General features: G+C 66.2%; 19 protein-coding genes. 13 read left to right on the top strand and 6 right to left on the bottom strand.

Annotated features, from left to right (window positions below; translation table 11 throughout):
* Together LPZ50_RS09965 and LPZ50_RS09960 are read left to right on the top strand one after the other, a co-directional pair.
* Window positions 1-1047, top strand: a 1047-nt coding sequence (locus tag LPZ50_RS09965; RefSeq protein ID WP_230660758.1) for a thiamine pyrophosphate-dependent enzyme, incomplete at its 5' end; no start/stop codon positions are given.
* A 69-nt stretch (window positions 1048-1116) separates the two neighbouring features.
* On the top strand, window positions 1117-2145 hold the full coding sequence (locus tag LPZ50_RS09960) for an asparaginase (RefSeq protein ID WP_230660755.1): 1029 nt from the start codon (window positions 1117-1119) through the stop codon (window positions 2143-2145).
* A gap of 10 nt (window positions 2146-2155) precedes the next feature.
* Here the strand turns inward: LPZ50_RS09960 and LPZ50_RS09955 are convergent, their stop codons facing one another.
* Window positions 2156-3694, bottom strand: coding sequence for a hypothetical protein (locus LPZ50_RS09955; protein WP_230660752.1), 1539 nt, complete (start codon window positions 3692-3694; stop codon window positions 2156-2158).
* 358 nt (window positions 3695-4052) lie between these two features.
* On the opposite strand from LPZ50_RS09955, the gene LPZ50_RS09950 reads away from it, so the two are divergent.
* Complete coding sequence (locus LPZ50_RS09950; RefSeq protein ID WP_230660749.1) at window positions 4053-4298, top strand: hypothetical protein; 246 nt, start codon at window positions 4053-4055, stop codon at window positions 4296-4298.
* A gap of 155 nt (window positions 4299-4453) precedes the next feature.
* Window positions 4454-5107, top strand: a complete 654-nt coding sequence (locus tag LPZ50_RS09945) for a GntR family transcriptional regulator (protein ID WP_230660746.1) — start codon at window positions 4454-4456, stop codon at window positions 5105-5107.
* A gap of 41 nt (window positions 5108-5148) precedes the next feature.
* On the opposite strand, the gene LPZ50_RS09940 is transcribed toward LPZ50_RS09945, so the two are convergent.
* Genes LPZ50_RS09940 through LPZ50_RS09930 form a run of 3 tightly spaced genes read right to left on the bottom strand, consistent with a single transcriptional unit; the run spans window position 5149 to window position 6068 of the window.
* Window positions 5149-5427 carry a 2Fe-2S iron-sulfur cluster-binding protein gene (locus LPZ50_RS09940; protein ID WP_230660743.1) on the bottom strand — a complete coding sequence of 93 codons (279 nt, stop codon included), beginning with the start codon at window positions 5425-5427 and terminating at the stop codon, window positions 5149-5151.
* Between the two features lie 18 nt (window positions 5428-5445).
* A complete protein-coding gene (locus LPZ50_RS09935; protein ID WP_230660740.1) occupies window positions 5446-5772 on the bottom strand; it encodes a ferredoxin in 327 nt (108 codons plus the stop codon).
* Window positions 5769-6068, bottom strand: a complete 300-nt coding sequence (locus LPZ50_RS09930) for a 2Fe-2S iron-sulfur cluster-binding protein (protein ID WP_230660737.1) — start codon at window positions 6066-6068, stop codon at window positions 5769-5771. The genes LPZ50_RS09935 and LPZ50_RS09930 overlap by 4 nt, the downstream gene beginning before the upstream one ends.
* A 273-nt stretch (window positions 6069-6341) precedes the next feature.
* Here LPZ50_RS09930 and LPZ50_RS09925 point away from each other — a divergent pair, with 273 nt between their 5' ends.
* The 6 genes from LPZ50_RS09925 (at window position 6342) to LPZ50_RS09900 (ending at window position 12332) form a co-directional block, all read left to right on the top strand.
* Entirely contained in the window at window positions 6342-7070 is a 729-nt protein-coding gene (locus tag LPZ50_RS09925; protein WP_230660734.1) for a TenA family transcriptional regulator, read from the top strand.
* A gap of 63 nt (window positions 7071-7133) precedes the next feature.
* Window positions 7134-8591, top strand: a complete 1458-nt coding sequence (locus LPZ50_RS09920; RefSeq protein ID WP_230660731.1) for an aldehyde dehydrogenase family protein — start codon at window positions 7134-7136, stop codon at window positions 8589-8591.
* Window positions 8592-8624: 33 nt separating this feature from the next.
* On the top strand, window positions 8625-9101 hold the full coding sequence (locus tag LPZ50_RS09915) for a GlcG/HbpS family heme-binding protein (protein ID WP_230660727.1): 477 nt from the start codon (window positions 8625-8627) through the stop codon (window positions 9099-9101).
* Between the two features lie 27 nt (window positions 9102-9128).
* Window positions 9129-10130 (top strand): 2Fe-2S iron-sulfur cluster-binding protein, encoded by a 1002-nt coding sequence (locus tag LPZ50_RS09910; RefSeq protein WP_230660724.1) that lies wholly within the window; start codon window positions 9129-9131, stop codon window positions 10128-10130.
* 32 nt (window positions 10131-10162) lie between these two features.
* On the top strand, window positions 10163-10942 hold the full coding sequence (locus LPZ50_RS09905) for an SDR family oxidoreductase (protein ID WP_230660721.1): 780 nt from the start codon (window positions 10163-10165) through the stop codon (window positions 10940-10942).
* A gap of 124 nt (window positions 10943-11066) precedes the next feature.
* Window positions 11067-12332, top strand: coding sequence for an MFS transporter (locus LPZ50_RS09900; protein ID WP_230660718.1), 1266 nt, complete (start codon window positions 11067-11069; stop codon window positions 12330-12332).
* On the opposite strand, the gene prpR is transcribed toward LPZ50_RS09900, so the two are convergent.
* Window positions 12333-14255 (bottom strand): propionate catabolism operon regulatory protein PrpR, encoded by a 1923-nt coding sequence (gene prpR, locus LPZ50_RS09895; RefSeq protein ID WP_230660715.1) that lies wholly within the window; start codon window positions 14253-14255, stop codon window positions 12333-12335.
* 179 nt (window positions 14256-14434) lie between these two features.
* Here prpR and LPZ50_RS09890 point away from each other — a divergent pair, with 179 nt between their 5' ends.
* From LPZ50_RS09890 to LPZ50_RS09880, 3 genes are read left to right on the top strand one after another with little or no spacing between them, the layout of a single operon-like run.
* Window positions 14435-15631 (top strand): CaiB/BaiF CoA transferase family protein, encoded by a 1197-nt coding sequence (locus LPZ50_RS09890; RefSeq protein WP_230660713.1) that lies wholly within the window; start codon window positions 14435-14437, stop codon window positions 15629-15631.
* A gap of 15 nt (window positions 15632-15646) precedes the next feature.
* Window positions 15647-16579 (top strand): hydroxymethylglutaryl-CoA lyase, encoded by a 933-nt coding sequence (locus tag LPZ50_RS09885; RefSeq protein ID WP_230660710.1) that lies wholly within the window; start codon window positions 15647-15649, stop codon window positions 16577-16579.
* A 56-nt stretch (window positions 16580-16635) separates the two neighbouring features.
* A complete protein-coding gene (locus LPZ50_RS09880; protein WP_230660707.1) occupies window positions 16636-17649 on the top strand; it encodes a Bug family tripartite tricarboxylate transporter substrate binding protein in 1014 nt (337 codons plus the stop codon).
* 20 nt (window positions 17650-17669) lie between these two features.
* Here LPZ50_RS09880 and LPZ50_RS09875 read toward each other — a convergent pair whose 3' ends face one another.
* The gene (locus LPZ50_RS09875) at window positions 17670-18032 is read right to left on the bottom strand and encodes a VOC family protein (protein WP_329957658.1); all 363 of its coding nucleotides are present in this window, start codon (window positions 18030-18032) and stop codon (window positions 17670-17672) included.
* Window positions 18033-18120: the final 88 nt, after the last annotated feature.

Below are 18120 nucleotides of genomic sequence, written 5' to 3'. Positions count from 1 at the left end.
CTGATCGTGGCCGGCGGCGCGCTGGAGAAGCCCGGCGGCCGCGAGGCCCTGCGCGCCTTCGCGCAGGCATGGCAGATTCCCGTGGCGGTATCGTTCCGCCGCCACGACCTGTACCCCAACGATGACGCGCTGTACGCGGGCGAGCTGGGGCTGTCCAATCCCGACCGGCAGATCGACGCGTTCCAGCGCAGCGACCTGGTGCTGGCGCTGGGCACGCGCCTGGGCGATGTGCCCACGCAAGGCTACCGCTTCCCCACCCTGCCCCGGCCCGGCCAGCGCCTGGTGCATTGCTATCCCGACGACCACGTGGTGGGCCTGAACTTCGCGGCAGACCACGGCCTGGTATGCGATCCGGTGGCGCTGCTGGAACAACTGGCGCATGACGCGGATCCAGGCGTGCCGGGCCATCGCGACCCCGAATGGGCGGCGGAATTGCGCGCCCTGCACCAGCAGCGCGCCGCCTGGAATATCGGCAACCCGCCGGATGGCGTCGATTTCAACCATGTGGTGCGCAGCCTGGCCACGCACGCTCCGGACGACGTGATCGTCTGCCTGGACGCGGGAACATTCGCGGCCCCGGTGTACCGGCACTTTCCGTTTGCTGGCACGCAGCGCCTGATGTCGCCCCTGGCGGGCGCCATGGGCTACGGCACGCCGGCAGCCATTGCCAGCGCATTGCGCCACCCCGGACGCAAGACCGTGTGCCTGGTGGGCGACGGCGGTTTCCTCATGACCGGCAACGAGATGATCGCCGCCGTGCAGCGCCGGCTGCCCATTCTGTTCATCGTGTCGAACAACAACAGCTACGGATCCATCCGCCTGCACCAGGAACGCTATTACCCCGGGCGCATCAGCGGCACGGCGCTGGGCAATCCCGACTTCCCGGCGCTGGCGGCGGCGTTCGGCATGGCCGCGCGGCGCGTGGATTCGGCGGACCAGGTAGATGCGGCCATCGCCCAGGGGCTGCAGGCGCGCGAACCGCAGCTGATAGAGGTACGCAGCAGCCTGCAGGCCGTGCTGCCGGGCGCGGACTTGCCGCGCGGGTAAGCGGGGCGTGGCGTGGCGGCCGCCATGCCGCTACACTGCGCAGCTGTTCTCTTGCCCCGGATGCGCCGCATGTCCACCCACACTCTGCTGATTGAACGTACCCGCGGCGGCGCCGACGCCGCGGCCGACGTGGTCGAATGCCAGCATTACGGCTCGATCGCCGTCGTGGATACCGCGGGCCGGCTGGTCGCCAGTGCCGGCGATCCGGGCGCGCTGACCTTCGCCAGATCGTCGCTGAAACCGTTCCAGGCGCTGCCTTTCATGCGCGCGGGCGGGCCCGGGCATTTCGATCTGCAGGCACGGCATCTGGCCTTGCTGTGCGCCAGCCATTCCGGCGAAAGCGGCCACCTGGCAGCAGTGTCGGACATCCTGGAACGCGCGGGTTGCCAGGTGGCCGAACTGCAGTGCGGCTGCCACGTTCCCCTGGCCTACACCTTGCCCGGCGCCGACGTGCCGCCCGGCTTCCGGCCGACGGCGCTGCACCACAACTGTTCGGGCAAGCATTCCGGTTTCCTGGCCTATTGCGCGCAGCACGGCCTGCCGCGGCACAATTACCTGCACGCCGATCACCCCTTGCAAACCGCCATCCGCACCGAGCTTGCGCAGGCCTGCGGCGTCGATGCCGCCGCGTTGCGGCAAGGTATCGATGGCTGCTCGGCTCCCACTTATGCCTTGCCGCTGTCGGCCCTGGCGCTGGGCTATGGCAGGCTGGCTACCGCCGAGCCCGGCGGCGCGGGCCAGTCGGCGTCCCTGCACGCCCTGTACCGCGCCATGGTCGGCCACCCTTTCCTGGTAAGTGGATCGCAGCGGTCGGATCTTGCGCTGATGAGCGCGGCGCCCGGCGACTGGGTCACCAAGACAGGCGCCGACGGTGTACAGGGCATAGGTGTGCGCAGCCAGGGGCTGGGCATTGCGGTGAAGGTGTCCGACGGCAATATGGCAGCCGTGTACGCCGCCGCCATTGAAGCCATGCGCCAGCTGGGCCTGTGCAACGGCACGGAAGATTCGCTGCGCGCCTGGGCCCGGCCGCCGATTGCCAATGCGGCGGGATTGCGCACAGGCGCAGTCCGCCCCGCATTCGAACTGCGGCGCCACTGAGGCCAGCCGCTCAGCCGGCGCCGCCCCACAGCGTCACCGCCGCGAGGGTGGCAACGACCAGTCCCGTCACCACGGGGATCAACAGCGCGCGCGCCACTTCCAGCACGGGCACGCGCGCGAAGCCCGCCACCGCGATCAACGAAGACCAGGCGATCAGGGTGCCGCCGCCTGTCCAGATGGCGCCCATCTGGCCCACCGCCGCCAGCGCGGCCGCCTCGACCCCAGACGCCGGCCCCAAGGCGCCGGCTACCGTACCCGTGAGCGGCAAACCGGAAAAACCCGATCCGTCGATGCCGGTGACCATGCCCATCAGCAGTACACCCAGCCCTACCAGCATCTGGCTGTCGGGAATCATATGCTGGCCGGCCTGCACCAGTTCGAACAGCAGGTTGGGCACATGCTGGCCGGCCGGAATGCCCAGGATGCTGCCCGCGGTGCTGTCCGAACCGATGAAAAAAAAGCCGGCGATCGGCAGCACCGAACCCATGGCCTTGAAAGCAAATACAAAACCGTCTGTGAGGTGATCGGCGGCCAGGTCCAGCATCTGCCGACAGCCCACGGCGGCCTGGGTGGCACAGATCATCAGCAAGGCCGCCACGCCGCCGATCAGCATGGCGGCATCGCCCCCCTTGAGTTCCGGCGCCCCGCTGATGACTTTGGGAGCCGCCATCAGCAGCACCACCGCCAGGAAAGCCAGCGGGGTCAGCACGGCAAACAGGCGCGACGCCCCCGCATGCGCATCGCGGCGCAATTCGGCCTCGATCTCTTCGTCCGTAGCCAGTTCGTGCTCGTGCGCGGTGCCCCGGCTGATCTCGGTCTTGTCGTACGTGCCGGGATTCTGCTGCACGCCCAGGCCCGTGGGCGTCAATTCCCAACGTTCCAGCAGGCTGTTGCTGCCCGGTTGGATGAAGCGGCGGATCTTCCAGTACGACAGGGACAGCGCAATGGCGCCCACGATCAGCGACAACACCAGAGCGCGGTCTCCCACCAGCGCCGCGCTGATACCGCCGGCGGCCTTGGCGCTGATACCCGGCGCCACGCCGATGACGTAATCGGACGACAGGGCCATGCCCTGGCCGGCGATGGCTATGGCCATGGCGCCGGCCAGTGGCGGCAGGCCGGCGGCGATGGCCGCCGGCAGCAGCACGGCCGCCACCAGCGGCACGGCAGGCGTCGGCCAGAAAAACAGGGAAATCAGATACGTGACCAGGGCCAGGATGAAGAACGCGGCGTGGCCGTTTGTCATCACGGCCCGGAACGGCCGCACCATGCGGATATCGGAACCGATGTGCTTCAGCGAATTCAGCAAGGCGGTCATCAGCGCGATGATCAGGAAGATGTTGAACAGCTCGCGGGCCGCCGTCATGCTGGCGCTGAAGATGCTGCCCACCGCCGTGATGGGATTGCCCGACCAGGCGTAGGCCACCACCGCGGTCGCGATGATGGATGGCACGACCACGTTCGCCCGGAACGCCATGGTCACGATGATCACCAGCACGCCGGCCAGATAAGTCCAGTGCGCGGGCCCGATGGCTGACGAAAGATCCATGGCCTTGCTCCCCGAAGTATGAATGGAAATAAGCGTACGTATACAATATACATAACAGAGCCCAAAATCCCCTGGTATTTACCCGGAATTTTGGGCTGGAATACCCCTATTTTCCCTTGGCCAGAATAGAAACAGGCTTAAACGGTATACAAAAATGCACCTTCCTGGTGCATTTTGCTTTTCAAGCACTTTCCCGACGCTTCGCTGCGCAAGATTTGGGCAATTTCAGGCCTTCCCGGACTGAGGTTGCGGCATTAGTGGATACGATATCCGTGAAAACCCTTATAATGACTTATCCACTCCCCGTATCGCGGCCGGGCCATCCGCCTGACAACCGCCCCGCCACTGGTCTTTACCCATGACTGATTCCGTACTTGAACTGATCGATCCTTCGCACCCCGCCCCCGCGCGCACGCCCGGCTGGGACACGCTGCGCGGCACACCGCGCCCGACGCTGCTGGCCCGCCTGGAAAAAGCCTTTGTGGCTTGGCAGGCAGGCCGCCTGAACACCTTGTCGCCGGAACGCCTGTGGGCGCCGGCCATGCTGGACAAACGCTCGTTCGCCGAAATTCGCCGCGCACGCCAGCGCGCGCAACAGGACTGACCGGCGTCAATCTGGCTCGCCATAGGCGTAGCCCCGGGTCGACACAGAAATCTTTCTCCGTATACATTAGCCAAACGTCGCGTTGGCATGGCGGGTTTCGTCCGCCAGCGCGCGCCGTACAGATGACACAAAAACGGATGGACACAATGCAGACAATGGGCACGGCTTCTGGAGACAACCGCATCGGGCTCAATCATTCGCCATTGACACAACTGATCGTCGATGCGCTGCGCGAAAAAATCCTGACCGGCGCTATTTCCCCCGGCGAACGCCTGATCGAAGGCCGGCTGTCCGAAGAGTTCTCGGTATCGCGCATGCCGGTGCGTGAAGCGCTGCGCCAGTTGGCGGCTTGCGGACTGGTTACCATCGAGCCCCGCCGCGGCGCCTCGGTTACCCAGTTCGAACGCGGCCAATTGCGCGAACTGGTAGAAGTGCGCGCCACCCTGGAAGGCCTGAACGCCAAGCTGGCGGCCCAACGCCATGACCCGGCCCAGATCGCCGACCTGGAAGCCCTGTTGGCGGAAGGTACCCGCCTGGCCAGCAGCGCCGACCTGGAAACGCTTACCCTGCTGAATCGCCGCTTTCACGAGTCGCTGGGCCGCGTGGCGGCCAACTCGGTACTGCAAGAAGTGATGCTGTCATTGCGCGACCGCACCGCCGTGCTGTTCGCCCCCTTCAGCAGCGCGCGGGCACAGCAGAACTGGGAAGAGCACGCATCCATCCTGCGCGCGGTGATCAAGGGCGATGCCGAACTGGCCAGCCTGCTGGCGGCGCGCCACGTTTACAACGCCGCGCAAATGGAACCCTGACGGTCCGGGCGGCGCCAGCCGCCCATGATGTCAACGCGCAGCTACCATGACACCGAAATATCGCCGTGCACGAACGTCTGGCAGGCCAGGCGGCGCCCCTGGGCCAGTTGCTCTTCGGTCAGGTGCTTGCGCTCTTTGGGCTTGATGTCGTCCACGTGGTCGCGCCCGCTTTCGATGGTGCACTTGCAGGTGCCGCACAGGCCGCCCCCGCACTTGAACGGAATACCGCCCTGGGCGCGCAGCGACGCGCGCAGCAGGTTGGTGCTTTCCGGCACCTCGGCCGTCTTGCCCTGATTAGTCACAAAAGTAATGCGGATCATGAAACTGCCTCGCTGGCTTCAAGGTAGAGGCGCCGCCACGGCGGCGGCTTGCAGGCGCGCATCCAACGTGCCGAAGGTGCACAGGCGGTCCAGCTCGCGGCGGGCTTGCGCGTAGGTATCGAAGCGCTCCAGGAACTTCGACGGCACCTGATTGACCGTACCGTCCTCATCCACCACGCGCACACGGGTTTCGCGCAGCAGGCGGCCGATATGGAAACGCGCCCGCAGGCGGCCGCACAGCAGGTAGTCCCAGGCTTCGACTAGCTCGATGTCGGCATTCGGCTCGGTGCGGTACGAACCCGGCTTGCTGGTCAGAACGACGTAGACGCAGTGCCCGGCGCTCATGCGGCAGGCTCCTGCAGCAGTTCGATGTCATGTTCCAGCCACAGCTGGCACACCAGTCGGTAGCCTTGGTCCAGCCGGTCGCCCAGCTGTTTTTTCTCTTTCCAGTTCGGCGCCGGCAGGTGTTCGGCGCCCGACATCACCTTGCACGCACAGCGCGCGCACTTGCCCATGCCGCATTCGTAGCTCAGGTGCGGAAACGGAAACTGCTTGATGCCGGCCCGCACCACCAGGTTCGCGCCCTGCTTGACCTCGTCGGCATAGGTCTGGCCATTCTTGTGGAAGATAACGTGGGGCATGACGCGGTTCTCCTGTCTGGACGCCCGAATTTAAGAATACTGTATACCAAATAAGATTTACGCCACAACTCAGGTAATCACTGATATCACGGCCAGATTCTGATTCCCCCTATGAACACCCGATGAAATCTGGAAATACAGGCGGCTTTCTTGCGGGTTTTCCCTGGGTACTTCTGATTGACATGGGCCTTATTTGGTATACAGTATTCCCAATCGCCGCATCTCTGGCAGCTTCCCCATCCGCGGCGGCCCACCCCTACCGAGGTAATAGCCATGACCCAACTGATGAACCGCGATGATTTCCGCGCCGCGCTGGAACAAGCCATCACAGGCAAGAGCGCCAACAAGGCTCCCTTCAGCGTGGCCTGGGCCGAAGGCCGGCTCAGCCGCGACCACCTGGCGCGCTGGGCAGAGAACCACTACCACTATGTCGGCCCGTTCGCCGACTACCTGGGCTATCTGTATGCCCGCACCCCCGACCACATGACCGAGGCCAAGGATTTCCTGCTGGCCAATATGTACGAAGAAGAAATCGGCGGCGACCGCCATACCGACTTGCTGATCCGTTTTGCCGAAGCCTGCGGCACCACGCGCGAACGGGTCACCAACCCCGACAACATGTCGCCCACGACGCGCGGCCTGCAATCCTGGTGCTATGCGGTGGCCATGCGCGAAGACCCGGTCGTGGCAGTGGCAGGGCTGGTAGTGGGACTGGAATCGCAAGTGCCGTCCATTTACCGCAAGCAGACCCCCACCCTGCGCGAGAAGTACGGCTTTACCGATGAAGAAGTGGAGTTCTTCGACCTGCATATCGTGTCGGACGAAATCCACGGCGAACGCGGCTACCAGATCGTGCTGGAACATGCCAACACGCCCGAGCTGCAGGCCAAATGCCTGCGCATTTGCGAAATCGGCGCGCAGATGCGGCTGCTGTACACCACCGCGCTGTACCACGACTACGTGGCGGGCGATGTACCGCGCGAAGAGCTGGCCCTGGCCTGAGCACCGGGAGGGCGCCGCGCGCGGCGCCCTCTTTCGTCACACACTCATGATTCGAGCAGCGGCATGACGGAATCCATTCAGCAGTACCAGAATTACATCGACGGCCAGTGGCAACCCTGCCAGTCCGGGCGTACTTTCGACAACATCAATCCGGCCGACACCGGCATGACGGTGGGACGCTTCCAGGCATCGGGCGCGGCCGACGCCGAAGCGGCCGTCAGCGCGGCAGCGCGGGCATTTTCCGCCTGGCGCGCCACCCCCATCGGCAAGCGCGCCAAGATCCTGAACGACGCCGCAGGCTACCTGGAAGCCAATGCCGCGCGGTTCGCCGAAGACCTGACGCTGGAAGAAGGCAAGGCGCTGGCACAGGCTCGCGACGAAATCCTGCGCAGCGCCCAGACGCTGCGCTTCTATGCCGTGGAAGGGCAGACTTTTGGCGGCGAGACCTATCCCCAGGACGACCCGCTGCAGTATGTGTACAGCCACCGCGAACCGCTGGGCGTGGTGACCGTGATCTCGCCCTGGAACTTTCCGGCGTCCATCCCTGCCCGCAAGCTCGCGCCGGCGCTGATTACCGGCAATACGGTGGTGTTCAAGCCTTCGTCGGATGCGCCGCTGACCGCGCTGCACCTGGTGGAAGCGCTGGCGCATGCCGGCATGCCAGCCGGCGTGGTGAACTGCGTGACCGGCCGCGCGGCCGACGTGGGCGCCGTCATTACCACCTCGCGCGCCGTGCGCGCGATCTCGTTCACCGGCTCGACGCAGGCCGGCGCGCACATTCATCGCAGTGTGCACCTGACCACGCGCCTGCAAATGGAACTGGGCGGCAAGAACCCGCTGATCGTGATGGAAGACGCCGACCTGGACGCCGCGGTAGACCTGGCCATCAAGGGCGGATTCTCGCTGACCGGCCAGGCCTGCACCGGCACCAGCCGCATCGTGGCGGTGTCCGAGGTAAAGCAGCGTTTCACCGAGAAACTGCTGGCCCGCGTGCGTGCCCTGAAAATCGGCCCCGGCATGGAACCCGGCATGGACCTGGGCCCGCTGGCCACCGCCAAGCAACTGGACACCGTGCTGAAGTACATCGACATCGGACGCGCCGAAGCCACCCTGTTGTGCGGCGGCGAACGCTTGAACGGAGACAGGTACGACCGCGGCTACTACGTGGCGCCGGCCGTATTCACGGATGTGGCGCCCCACATGCGCATCGCCCGCGAAGAGATCTTCGGGCCGGTGCTGGCCATTATCGAGGCCGGCGATTTCCATGACGCCATGGCCAAGGCCAACGATACCGACTACGGCCTGTCGGCGGCCATTGCCACGCGCAACCCGCATTACATGCATGTGTTCGCCAACGACATCGAGGCGGGCACGGTGAAGATCAATCGCACCACCACCGGCAATCTGGTGAACGCCCCCTTTGGCGGGCTGAAGCATTCCAGCACCTCGACGTTCCGCGAATCGGGGCGTGCCGGCCTGGATTTCTTTACCCAGATCAAGACGGTGTACCGCGGCATCTGACCCGCGTCCGACCATTCCCCCGGAGATTACCTGATGAAGAACGCACTGAAACTGGAACTGAAAGAAGCGCGCGCCATGGCGCTGGCGGCGCTGGAGAAGGCCCGCGAGATCGGCGTGACCGAAACCGTATGCATTACCGACGAAGGCGGTTTCCCGATAGTGATGGAACGCATGGACGGGGCCCGCGTCACCGGCCCCCAGATCGCCTGGAACAAGGCCTTCACGGCGGCCGGCCACAAGCGTTCCACGCATTTGTTCAACACGCCTCCCAACGGCCCCGCCCTGCCCGGCAATGAAGCGTTCGGCATCCAGTGGAGCTTCGACGGCAAGTTCGCCGTGTTCGTCGGCGGCTATCCCATCGTGGTCAATGGCGAAGTAATAGGCGGCGTGGGACTGTCGGGCGGCAATGGCGAGCAGGACACGGCCTGCGGCGTGGCCGCCCTGCAAGCCCTGCGCGACCTGCTGCAAGGCACGGCCGAAGTGGTGGTGCAGGCCGACATCAAGAAATAGGCGCGCGCGCCGCGCACAGGAATGCTTATGACACATCGCGTGCTATGGCTGCAAAGCCAGCAGACGTTTGAAGTCGCCGACGGCGAAACCGTGCTGGCCGCGGCGCAGCGCCAGGGCGTGGAGCTGCCGCACGAATGCACCTTCGGCGGCTGCGGCACCTGCCGCATGCAGGTGATGGAAGGCCGGGTGCATTATGAAGACGGCGAACTGCCGCTGGCCCTGACCGAAGAAGAGCACGCGCAGGGCCACGGCCTGGCCTGCCAGGCCCGCCCGCTGTCGAACCTGACCATCAGCGTGGAAAGCGGGCCGCTGCATTCCCAGCCCACCCTGATCGATGCCCAGGTCGGCGGCCTGCGGTTGCTGGGGCCCGACGTGTATCACTTGCAGCTACAACTGCCTGGCGACCATGGCGTTCTGTACCGGCCCGGCCAGTACCTGAACATCCACCTGGACGATGGTTCGCACCGCAGCTTCTCGATGGCCAACCCGCCCGACGACTGCCGCGTGGACCTGCAGATACGCCGCGTGGCCGGCGGCTACTTCACCGACCGCCTGCTGGGCGGCATGCAGGCCGGCCAGCGACTGCGCGTGGAAATGCCGCATGGCAGCTTTCACTATCATGCCCAGGACTACCGCCCCATGGTGTTCGCCGCCACGGGCACCGGCATGGCGCCGATCAAGGCGATCCTGGAATCCCTGCTGGATGACGACGACTGTCCGCCCGTCAGCCTGTACTGGGGGGCACGCACCGAACAAGACCTGTACATGCTGGATGAAATCGCCGGCTGGCGCGACCGCCTGTATGACTTCAATTTCGTGCCGGTGCTGTCGCGCCCGGGGGCCGGCTGGACAGGCCGCACCGGCTACGTGCAGGACGCCATTTTGCAAGACCAGCCCGACCTGTCCGAACATGCGCTGTACCTGTGCGGATCGCCGGCCATGATCCAGGACGCCAAGGCGCGCTGCGCGCACGCGGGCGCCGACCTGGCCCACGTGTACAGCGACAGCTTCGTGTTCCAATCGCACTGACCCGCCCCCACCCCACCACTACGGACAGGCTCATGGAACTCGGACTACACAATCGCTCGGCACTGGTCTTCGGCGGCAGCCAGGGCATGGGGCGCGCCACGGCCCGCCAGTTGGCCCTGGAAGGCGCGCACGTCGTCATCGCGGCGCGCACGCTGGAAACCCTGCGCACGGCGGCACAAGCCCTGTCGGCGGAAGCGGGCCGTAACGTAGGCTACGTGGTGGCCGACATCACCACCGCCCAGGGGCACGAGGCGGCGCTGTCGGCCTGCCCCGCCCCCGACATCCTGGTAACCAACGCCGACGGGTTTCCGCCCGGCGATTTCCGCGACTGGGACAAGGCCACCTGGCACGCGGCCCTGGACGCCATGATGCTGGGGCCGATCGAACTGATCCGGCGCGTGGTGGACGGCATGCAGCAGCGCGGCTACGGCCGGATTGTCAACATTGTGTCGCGCAGCGTGAAGGCGCCGCACGCCGAACTGGGCCTGTCCAACGGCGCGCGTGCGGGCCTGATCGGCTTCGTGGGCGGGCTGGCCCGCCAGACCATCCGCCACAACGTCACCATCAATAATGTGCTGCCCGGCGCCTTCGATACCCGGGCCCAGCACCGCCATATCGAAAAACTGGCCGAAACCACCGGGCGCGCCTATGACGACATCCGCCAGGCCCGCATGGCCGGCAACCCGGCGGGCCGCTTCGGGCGCCCCGAGGAAGTCGGGGCGCTGGTGGCCTACCTGGCCAGCGACCTGGCGGGCTACATTACCGGCCAAAGCTGGCTGATCGACGGCGGCGAGTATCCCGGCACATACTGAATCCGCAGCACCCGAAGTTCGCTCACCGGACACACGCCGAGCGCGCCCGCGCAAAATCGTCGACAATCCTGCCTGGGCCGCCCGACGGCAAGAGACGGCTCTTAACAAGATTGCGGAGACGACGTTGTCTGGAACACGGTGGGGTGGCTGGTATTTTGGGTGGAACATCGTCGCAGCGGCCACGCTGCTGACGCTATTGACGGTAGGCATGCGCATGGGGGTGGGCCCGTTCTTCCTGCCCATGGCCCAGGACCTGGGCTTCAGCCGCAGCCTGTTGTCCAGCATCGTGGCCATCGGCATGCTGTGCTACGGGCTGGGCATGCCGCTGGCGGGAATCCTGGTGGCGCGCCACGGCACGCGCTTCGTGCTGCTGCTGGGCACGGCCATCGTGGTGGTTTCCATCATCTGGACAGTCTATGCGCGCGATCCCGTCAGCTTCCTGCTGGCCTTCGGCGTGCTGATGTCGGTGGGCCTGGCCTTCACCAGCCCGGTGGCCCTGACACCGGTACTGACCCAATGGTTCACGCGCCGGCGCGGCATGGCGCTGTTCTTTCTTTCCACCGGTTCCATGGCCGGTATCGCGGTGATGACACCCGCCCTGACCTACGCGGTGGAATCCACTTCGTGGCAGGCCGCCCTGGTGGGCTTTGCCGCGGTGTTCACTGTGCTGACCGTGCCCATGGCGCTGTTCATCATACGCGACCAGGCGCCGCCCAACACCGACCTGACGCCCGAGCAGATCGCGGCCAGGTCCGCCGCCGGCAAGAATGCCCCCTTGCCCGAAAGCCTGAGCTTTCGCGAAGCCACCCGCACCGCGCCGTTCTGGAAGATCACCCTGGGCCTGTTTGCCTGTGGGTTCAGCATGAACCTGCTGGGCACCCACGGCATCCCCATGCTGATGGACCACGGCTTCGATGCCACGACCAGTTCGCTGGGCATCGGCACCATAGGCCTGGTGGCCATCTTCAGCACCCTGGTGCTGGGCCGGGTATCCGATGTCCTGCCGCGCCGCAAGATACTGGCCACCATTTACCTGATCCGGGGACTGGGCTTCTTCGCCCTGATGGTGGTGGGCACGCATTGGGAACTGTACCTGGCCGCCGCCATAGGCGGCGTGGTGTGGTCGGGCAGCATCGCCATGTCGTCGGCCATCCTGGCCGATGTGTATGGCGTGCGGCTGGTTGGCGTGCTGTACGGCTGCGCGTACCTGGGCCACCAGGTGGGCGCCATGATCAGTTCGTGGCTGGGCGGCTGGGGCTACGAAACCTTCGGCACCCACTGGGTGGCGTTTGGCAGTTCGGGCGCGCTGCTGCTGGTGGCGGCGCTGATCGCGCTGCGTCTGCCGCTGCAAGGTTTCACGCTGATGGCGCCGCCCCGCATGGCGCACTGATCAGGCTTGCGGCGCCTGGGCCCAGCGCCACAGGGTTGAACGGCTGATACCCAGCCGGCGCGCGGCTTCCTGGCGGTTGCCGCCGCAAGCCCGCAGGGCCTGCAAGGCCCGTTCGCGCTGGGAAAACGCCGCGCCGCTTTCCGGCGCCGCGCCCGGCTCGAACAGCTCGGGGCAATCGTGCCGCAACGCTTCGTGGTCGACCTGGTCCTCGTTCAGGTAGGGCATCAGGAACACCGCCATGCGCTCGGTAATGTTCTCCAGCTCGCGCACATTGCCGGGCCAGGCGTAGTGCCGCAGGCGCGGCAGCCACGGCCCTATGACCCCTGCCGCGGGCAGGGGCGAACCCAGGCGCGCCAGGCACCGTGCCAGCAAGGCCTCGATCAGCGGCGCGATGTCCTCGGGCCGGTCCCGCAGCGCGGGCACTTCCAGCCGCAGTGTATTGACGCGGTAGTACAGGTCTTGCCGGAAGCGGCGCTGCGCGATCATGTCGGCCAGGGGCTGGTGGGTGGCGGCGATAATGCGCACATCCACCGGAATGGCGGCCGTGGCGCCCAGCCGCGTCACTTCGCGTTCCTGCAGCACCCGCAGCAAGCGGCTTTGCAATGGCAACGGCATGTCGCCGATTTCGTCCAGGAACAGCGTGCCGGTGTGGGCGGCTTCGAACAGGCCGCGCTTGCCGCCGCGCCGCGAGCCGGTGAACGCTCCTTCTTCGTGGCCGAACAGCTCGCTTTCCAGCAGCGATTCGGGAAACGACGCACAGTTCACGGCCACGAAAGGACGGTCGGCGCGCTGGCTTTCGTTGTGGATGGCCTGGGCGAACAGTTCCTTGCCCACCCCGCTTTCACCGGCGATCAGTACCGTCAGGTCGGTTTGCGCGTAGCGCCGCGCCGACTGCACGGCCCGCATGAAGCGCGCACCGCTGCCTATCAATTCGGAAAACCGGTACTTGGCCGTGTTCTGCCGGCGCCGCTGTTGCACCCGCAGGCTGGTATCGGCCTCGTGTATGCGGCCGGCATCGTACAGCGTCAGGGCCGCGCCCACGATGGCGCCGCGCTCGCGGATCGCGGTGCGGTTGGCCACCCAGTCGCGTCCGCCCAGGCGCTGCAGCCCGGTGCTTTCCGCCGTTCCCGATTCCAGCGTGCCGCGCAGCGTCAGTTCGGGCCGCAGTTGGTCCAGCGGCCGGCCGACCAGGGCCGCCGCATCCTGTTCCAATAGGCGTTGCATCGAAGGATTCACGGCAATGACGCGGTGATCGCGGTCCACGGCCAGCACGGCATCCTGCAGGCTGTGCAGCACGCCATTCAATTGTTCATAGCGGCCGGCCTCCAGCCGCGCCACCCGCGCCAGTTCAATCGCGTCTTCAAACCCCTTGCGCACGCTGCCCAGCGAATAGGCCAGCAAACCGTGCAGCCCGGCCTGCTGGGCCAGTTCCACCACCAGGCTGGAACCCACAATGACCTGGAAATTCTCGCGCCGCAACTGCTCGAACCGCTGGCGTGCATCGTCGGGGGTTTGATAGGCATGCTGGGCGATCTCGATGTTCAGCAGGTCTTTGACGGCATCGAGTTCGGGAATGATGCGACCATACATGACCACGCCCACCCGGTCGGCAATGCGGCGCGCCTGGATCAGGGCCTGCAGCAGATCGAACCCCGTCAGCTGGATCGTGGCCACGGGAGCCTGCAGGCCAGCGCGCAGAATGCTGGCGTTCGAGCCGGCGCTGACAAAAGCGTCGACCAGGCCACGGTCCAGCCTGTCCTGGGCGATGGCCAGCGCCCCGCCGAAAGTGCCGTCGATCACTTCGATCTGGGCACGGCCGGTGTATTCGGCCACCACCGGCATGGCGAATTCGCGGATCTGCCGGTAACTGAGAAAGCACAGGCGCGGCAGGTCGGCGCGCGCTCCGGAATCGGCGTAGCTCATGGTCGGGCTTATGTTTCGACAAGACATTTCTATGTGCCATGAATGTCTCATGAAACGCCCACCACAGCCACTCGAAAATAAAACCCAATGATTTCAATAATTTAAGAAATTACGTCGACCTGGCACGATGCTTGCATAAGCCACGGTACACCAGCAATGAACCTGGCAGGAGACTCGACTTGGCGCTTGAACACATTACCGTGCTGGACCTGACCCACATGCTTTCAGGCCCCTACGGCACGATGCTGCTGGCCGACCTGGGCGCGCGCACCATCAAGGTCGAGCCGCCGGGCAGCGGCGAAGGCACCCGGCGCCTGCTGGAACACGACCCGGATTATTCGCGCGAGGGCATGGGCGCCTACTACCTGACGCTCAACCGCAACAAGCACAGCGTGTGCATCGATCTGAAAAGCCAGGCCGGCCTGGCCGTATTCAAAGACCTGGTGCGCAGCGCCGATATCGTGTTCGACAATTTCAGCGTGGGCGTCACCCAGCGCCTGGGCATCGACCATGCGGCCCTGTCGGCCGTGAACCCGCGCATCATCACCTGCTCGGTAACCGGCTTCGGCAGCACGGGGCCCGACACCCAGCGCCCCGCCTTCGACCAGGTGGTGCAGGCCATGGGCGGCGGCATGTCCATTACCGGCACCCCGGAACAAGGCCCGACACGCAGCGGCATTCCCATCGGCGACCTGGGCGGCGGCGTGTTCGGCGCCATGGGCGTGCTGGCCGCGCTGGCCGAGCGCGAGCGCACGGGCCAGGGCCAGCATGTAGATGTGTCGATGCTGGACGCGCAGATCTCGCTGCTGAACTACATGGCCACCATGCACCTGATGTCGGACATCGTGCCCGAGGGCATAGGCAACAGCCACTTTGTGCACGTGCCCTACAACAGCTACCCCACCCAGGACGGCCACATCATCGTGGCCTGCATCGGCGACGCTTTCTGGAAGCGTTTCCTGGAATGCATAGACCTGCCGGCGCTGCGCCAGCCGGAATACGACAAGCAGCCCGGCCGCTATGCCGCCAAGGCCGCCATCGACGCCATTGTCAGCGCCGAATTGCGCACGCGCCCTACCTCCTACTGGCTGGAAAAACTGTCGGCGGCCCGCATACCCTGCGGGCCCGTCAACAACTTCCGCCAGGCCCTGGCCGACACGCAAGTGCGGGCGCGCGACATGGTGGTGAACGTGGCGCTGAAATCGGGTGCGACGGTCCAGATGCCGGGCAACCCCATCAAGCTCTCGGCCGCCGCCCCGGAAACCTTTGGCAGCCCGCCGGAACTGGGGGAACATACCGACACCGTGCTGGGCGCCCTGCCGGGCTATGGTGAAGACAAGCTGGCCGCGCTGCGCGATGCCGGCGCTATTGCATAACGGCGAGGCCGCTTCATGTCTGTAGATACGCTCATCATTACCGATGTCGCCCCGCGCGACGGCTTGCAGAACCAGCGCGTGCCGGTTTCCATCGAAGCCAAGCTGGAACTGATCCGCCTGCTGCACGCCGCGGGCGTGAACAGTATCGAAGCCACCAGTTTCGTGTCGCCCAAGGCGGTGCCGCAGATGGCCGACGCCGCCGACCTGATGGCCGCGGTGCGCCGGCAGTTGCCCGGCTTGCGTGCCTCGGCCCTGGTGCCGAACCAGAAGGGACTGGAACGCGCCCATGCCGCGGAAGTACGCGAAGTGGCCGTGGTGCTGTCGGCCACCGAGACCATGAACCAGAAGAACATCAATATGGACCTGGCGCGCGCCACCACCGTATGCGAGGACACGCTGGCCGAAGCCCGCCGCCTGGGCCTGCGCACGCGCGCCTATGTGGCGGTTGCCTTTGACTGTCCGTTCGAAGGGCCCACGCCCCTGGATGCCGTGCTGCGCCTGGCCGCCCGCATGGACCAGGCGGGCGCAGATGAAATCGTCATCGCGGACACCATCGGGTCCGCTGCGCCGGGCATGGTCCAGCAACGTTTCGACGCCCTGGCCCGCGAGCTGCCGGTTGAGAAACTGGCCGCGCACTTCCATGACACCCGGGGAATGGCCTGTGCCAATGCCTGGGCGGCCATCCAGGCCGGCGTACGGCGCTTCGATGCCAGCGTTGGCGGCATCGGCGGATGCCCGTTCGCGCCGGGCGCGGCGGGCAACGCCGCCACCGAAGACCTGGTACTGATGGCCGAACGCAGCGGCCTGGCCACGCATATATCCCTGCCCGGCCTGCTGCGGGCCGTCGACTATGCCGAAAGCCAGCTGGGACAAAAACTGGGCGGGCGCAGCAGCGCCTGGCTGCGCCGCCACTACGCCGCCCCCGAACCGACTGCCGCGACGACATGACCGCGCGGCCGGCACCGAAGCACATCGCACCACCACAACAACACCAAGGAGACTCCATGCACACCTCTCGCCATTCCCGTCATAGCCTGGGCCTGCGCCTGGCCCTGGCCCCGCTATGCGCGCTGCTGGCCCTGGCCAGCCCCGGCGCCCAGGCCAAGGAAACGGCCGACCAGTACCCGTCCCGGGCCGTGCGCCTGATCGTGCCGTTCTCGCCGGGCGGCGTCACCGATACCGGCGCGCGCCTGGTGGCCGACAAGCTGGGCCAGCGCCTGGGCCAACAGGTCATCGTCGACAACAAGCCCGGCGCGTCGGGCAACATAGGTACGCAGATGGCCGCACAGGCCGAGCCCGACGGCTACACCCTGGTGGTGGGATTCGACGGCACGCTGGTCATCAACCCGCATGTGCACCGCGACATTCCCTTCGATACATTGAAAGACCTGGCCCCCGTCAGCAAGATCGGCGATGCGGCGCTGATCCTCGTGGCCAACCCCAAGGTGCCGTTCAATAATCTGCAGGAACTGATTGCCTATTCCAAGAAGCAGGCCAACGGCGTGTCGTACGGCAGCGCCGGCGTGGGCAGCACCCCGCACCTGGCCGGCGTACTGCTAAGCCAGCGCACCGGCGCCAAGCTGGAACACATCCCCTACAAAGGCGGCGGCCAGGCCATGGCCGACGTCGTGGGCGGCACCCTGCCGCTGCTGTACACCGCGGTGGCGGGCGCGTATCCGTATGTAGAACGCAAGCAGTTGAAGGCCATCGCCGTCAGCACCGACAAGCGCCTGCCATCGCTGCCCGACGTGCCCACGGTGTCCGAATCCGGCGTTCCGGATTTCGTGCTGAACTCATGGATAGGCATCCTGGCGCCGGCGGGCACGCCCGACGCCATCGTGGCCAAGCTGCAGCGCGAGGTCAACGCCGTGGTGCACTCGCCCGATATCGAAGAAAGGCTGGCGGGCCTGGGCATTACCGCATCGGGCAATACACCCGAAGAGTTCCGCCAGCAGATCGCCGCCGACCTGGACCGATATGAAGAGATCGTGAAAAAGGCGGATATCCGATCCAACTAAGGCCCGCGCCGGCCTCGCCCCTAGGCGGCGGCCGGCAGCATGCGCGGCCCGCGTGGGGTCTGGATGTGCGCCCGCAAGCATGGCGTGCCGCCCGCGGGCACGGCCCGCACATCCACCGGGCCGTCGAACGCCAGGGCCGCCAGCAGGGCTCGCATGCGTTCAGGCCGCGGATGCAGGATCTCCAGCCCTTGCAGTGCGCACCCCAGGTCCGGCAGCTTGCTGGCGGGATGGGGCTGGCTGTCCCATTGGATCAGGGTGGGCGCCAACCCGCCATCCGGCAGGCTGCCGTCGACTGGAATGGTAATGCGCCACGACAGCGCATCGCGCGTCATGGGTTCGATGGGCCCGGCCACGGCGCCGCAAACGCCTTGCGCGGCCGCGATGTCATCGCTGCCACGGCGCCGGGGCGCCAGCGGGACACGCGCCTTCTTCCCGCGCGGCCCTGGTCATGGGGGCCCTGGGAGTGGTGTA

The sequence above is a fragment of the Bordetella petrii genome (assembly GCF_020991325.1).
Taxonomy (GTDB): domain Bacteria; phylum Pseudomonadota; class Gammaproteobacteria; order Burkholderiales; family Burkholderiaceae_B; genus Bordetella_A; species Bordetella_A petrii_E.
The sequence above is the reverse complement of the archived record's forward strand: the minus strand, read 5'-3'. Positions and strand labels throughout refer to the sequence as shown.

Coding starts and splice junctions, on each gene's coding strand:
- LPZ50_RS09935 (WP_230660740.1), bottom strand. CDS start 5,772: ATGAGCGCCGGGCACTGCGTCTACGTCGTTCTGACCAGCAAGCCGGGT.
- LPZ50_RS09940 (WP_230660743.1), bottom strand. CDS start 5,427: ATGATCCGCATTACTTTTGTGACTAATCAGGGCAAGACGGCCGAGGTG.
- LPZ50_RS09950 (WP_230660749.1), top strand. CDS start 4,053: ATGACTGATTCCGTACTTGAACTGATCGATCCTTCGCACCCCGCCCCC.
- LPZ50_RS09880 (WP_230660707.1), top strand. CDS start 16,636: ATGCACACCTCTCGCCATTCCCGTCATAGCCTGGGCCTGCGCCTGGCC.
- LPZ50_RS09920 (WP_230660731.1), top strand. CDS start 7,134: ATGACGGAATCCATTCAGCAGTACCAGAATTACATCGACGGCCAGTGG.
- LPZ50_RS09925 (WP_230660734.1), top strand. CDS start 6,342: ATGACCCAACTGATGAACCGCGATGATTTCCGCGCCGCGCTGGAACAA.
- LPZ50_RS09945 (WP_230660746.1), top strand. CDS start 4,454: ATGGGCACGGCTTCTGGAGACAACCGCATCGGGCTCAATCATTCGCCA.
- LPZ50_RS09960 (WP_230660755.1), top strand. CDS start 1,117: ATGTCCACCCACACTCTGCTGATTGAACGTACCCGCGGCGGCGCCGAC.
- LPZ50_RS09885 (WP_230660710.1), top strand. CDS start 15,647: ATGTCTGTAGATACGCTCATCATTACCGATGTCGCCCCGCGCGACGGC.
- LPZ50_RS09955 (WP_230660752.1), bottom strand. CDS start 3,694: ATGGATCTTTCGTCAGCCATCGGGCCCGCGCACTGGACTTATCTGGCC.
- LPZ50_RS09915 (WP_230660727.1), top strand. CDS start 8,625: ATGAAGAACGCACTGAAACTGGAACTGAAAGAAGCGCGCGCCATGGCG.
- LPZ50_RS09930 (WP_230660737.1), bottom strand. CDS start 6,068: ATGCCCCACGTTATCTTCCACAAGAATGGCCAGACCTATGCCGACGAG.
- LPZ50_RS09910 (WP_230660724.1), top strand. CDS start 9,129: ATGACACATCGCGTGCTATGGCTGCAAAGCCAGCAGACGTTTGAAGTC.
- prpR (WP_230660715.1), bottom strand. CDS start 14,255: ATGAGCTACGCCGATTCCGGAGCGCGCGCCGACCTGCCGCGCCTGTGC.
- LPZ50_RS09905 (WP_230660721.1), top strand. CDS start 10,163: ATGGAACTCGGACTACACAATCGCTCGGCACTGGTCTTCGGCGGCAGC.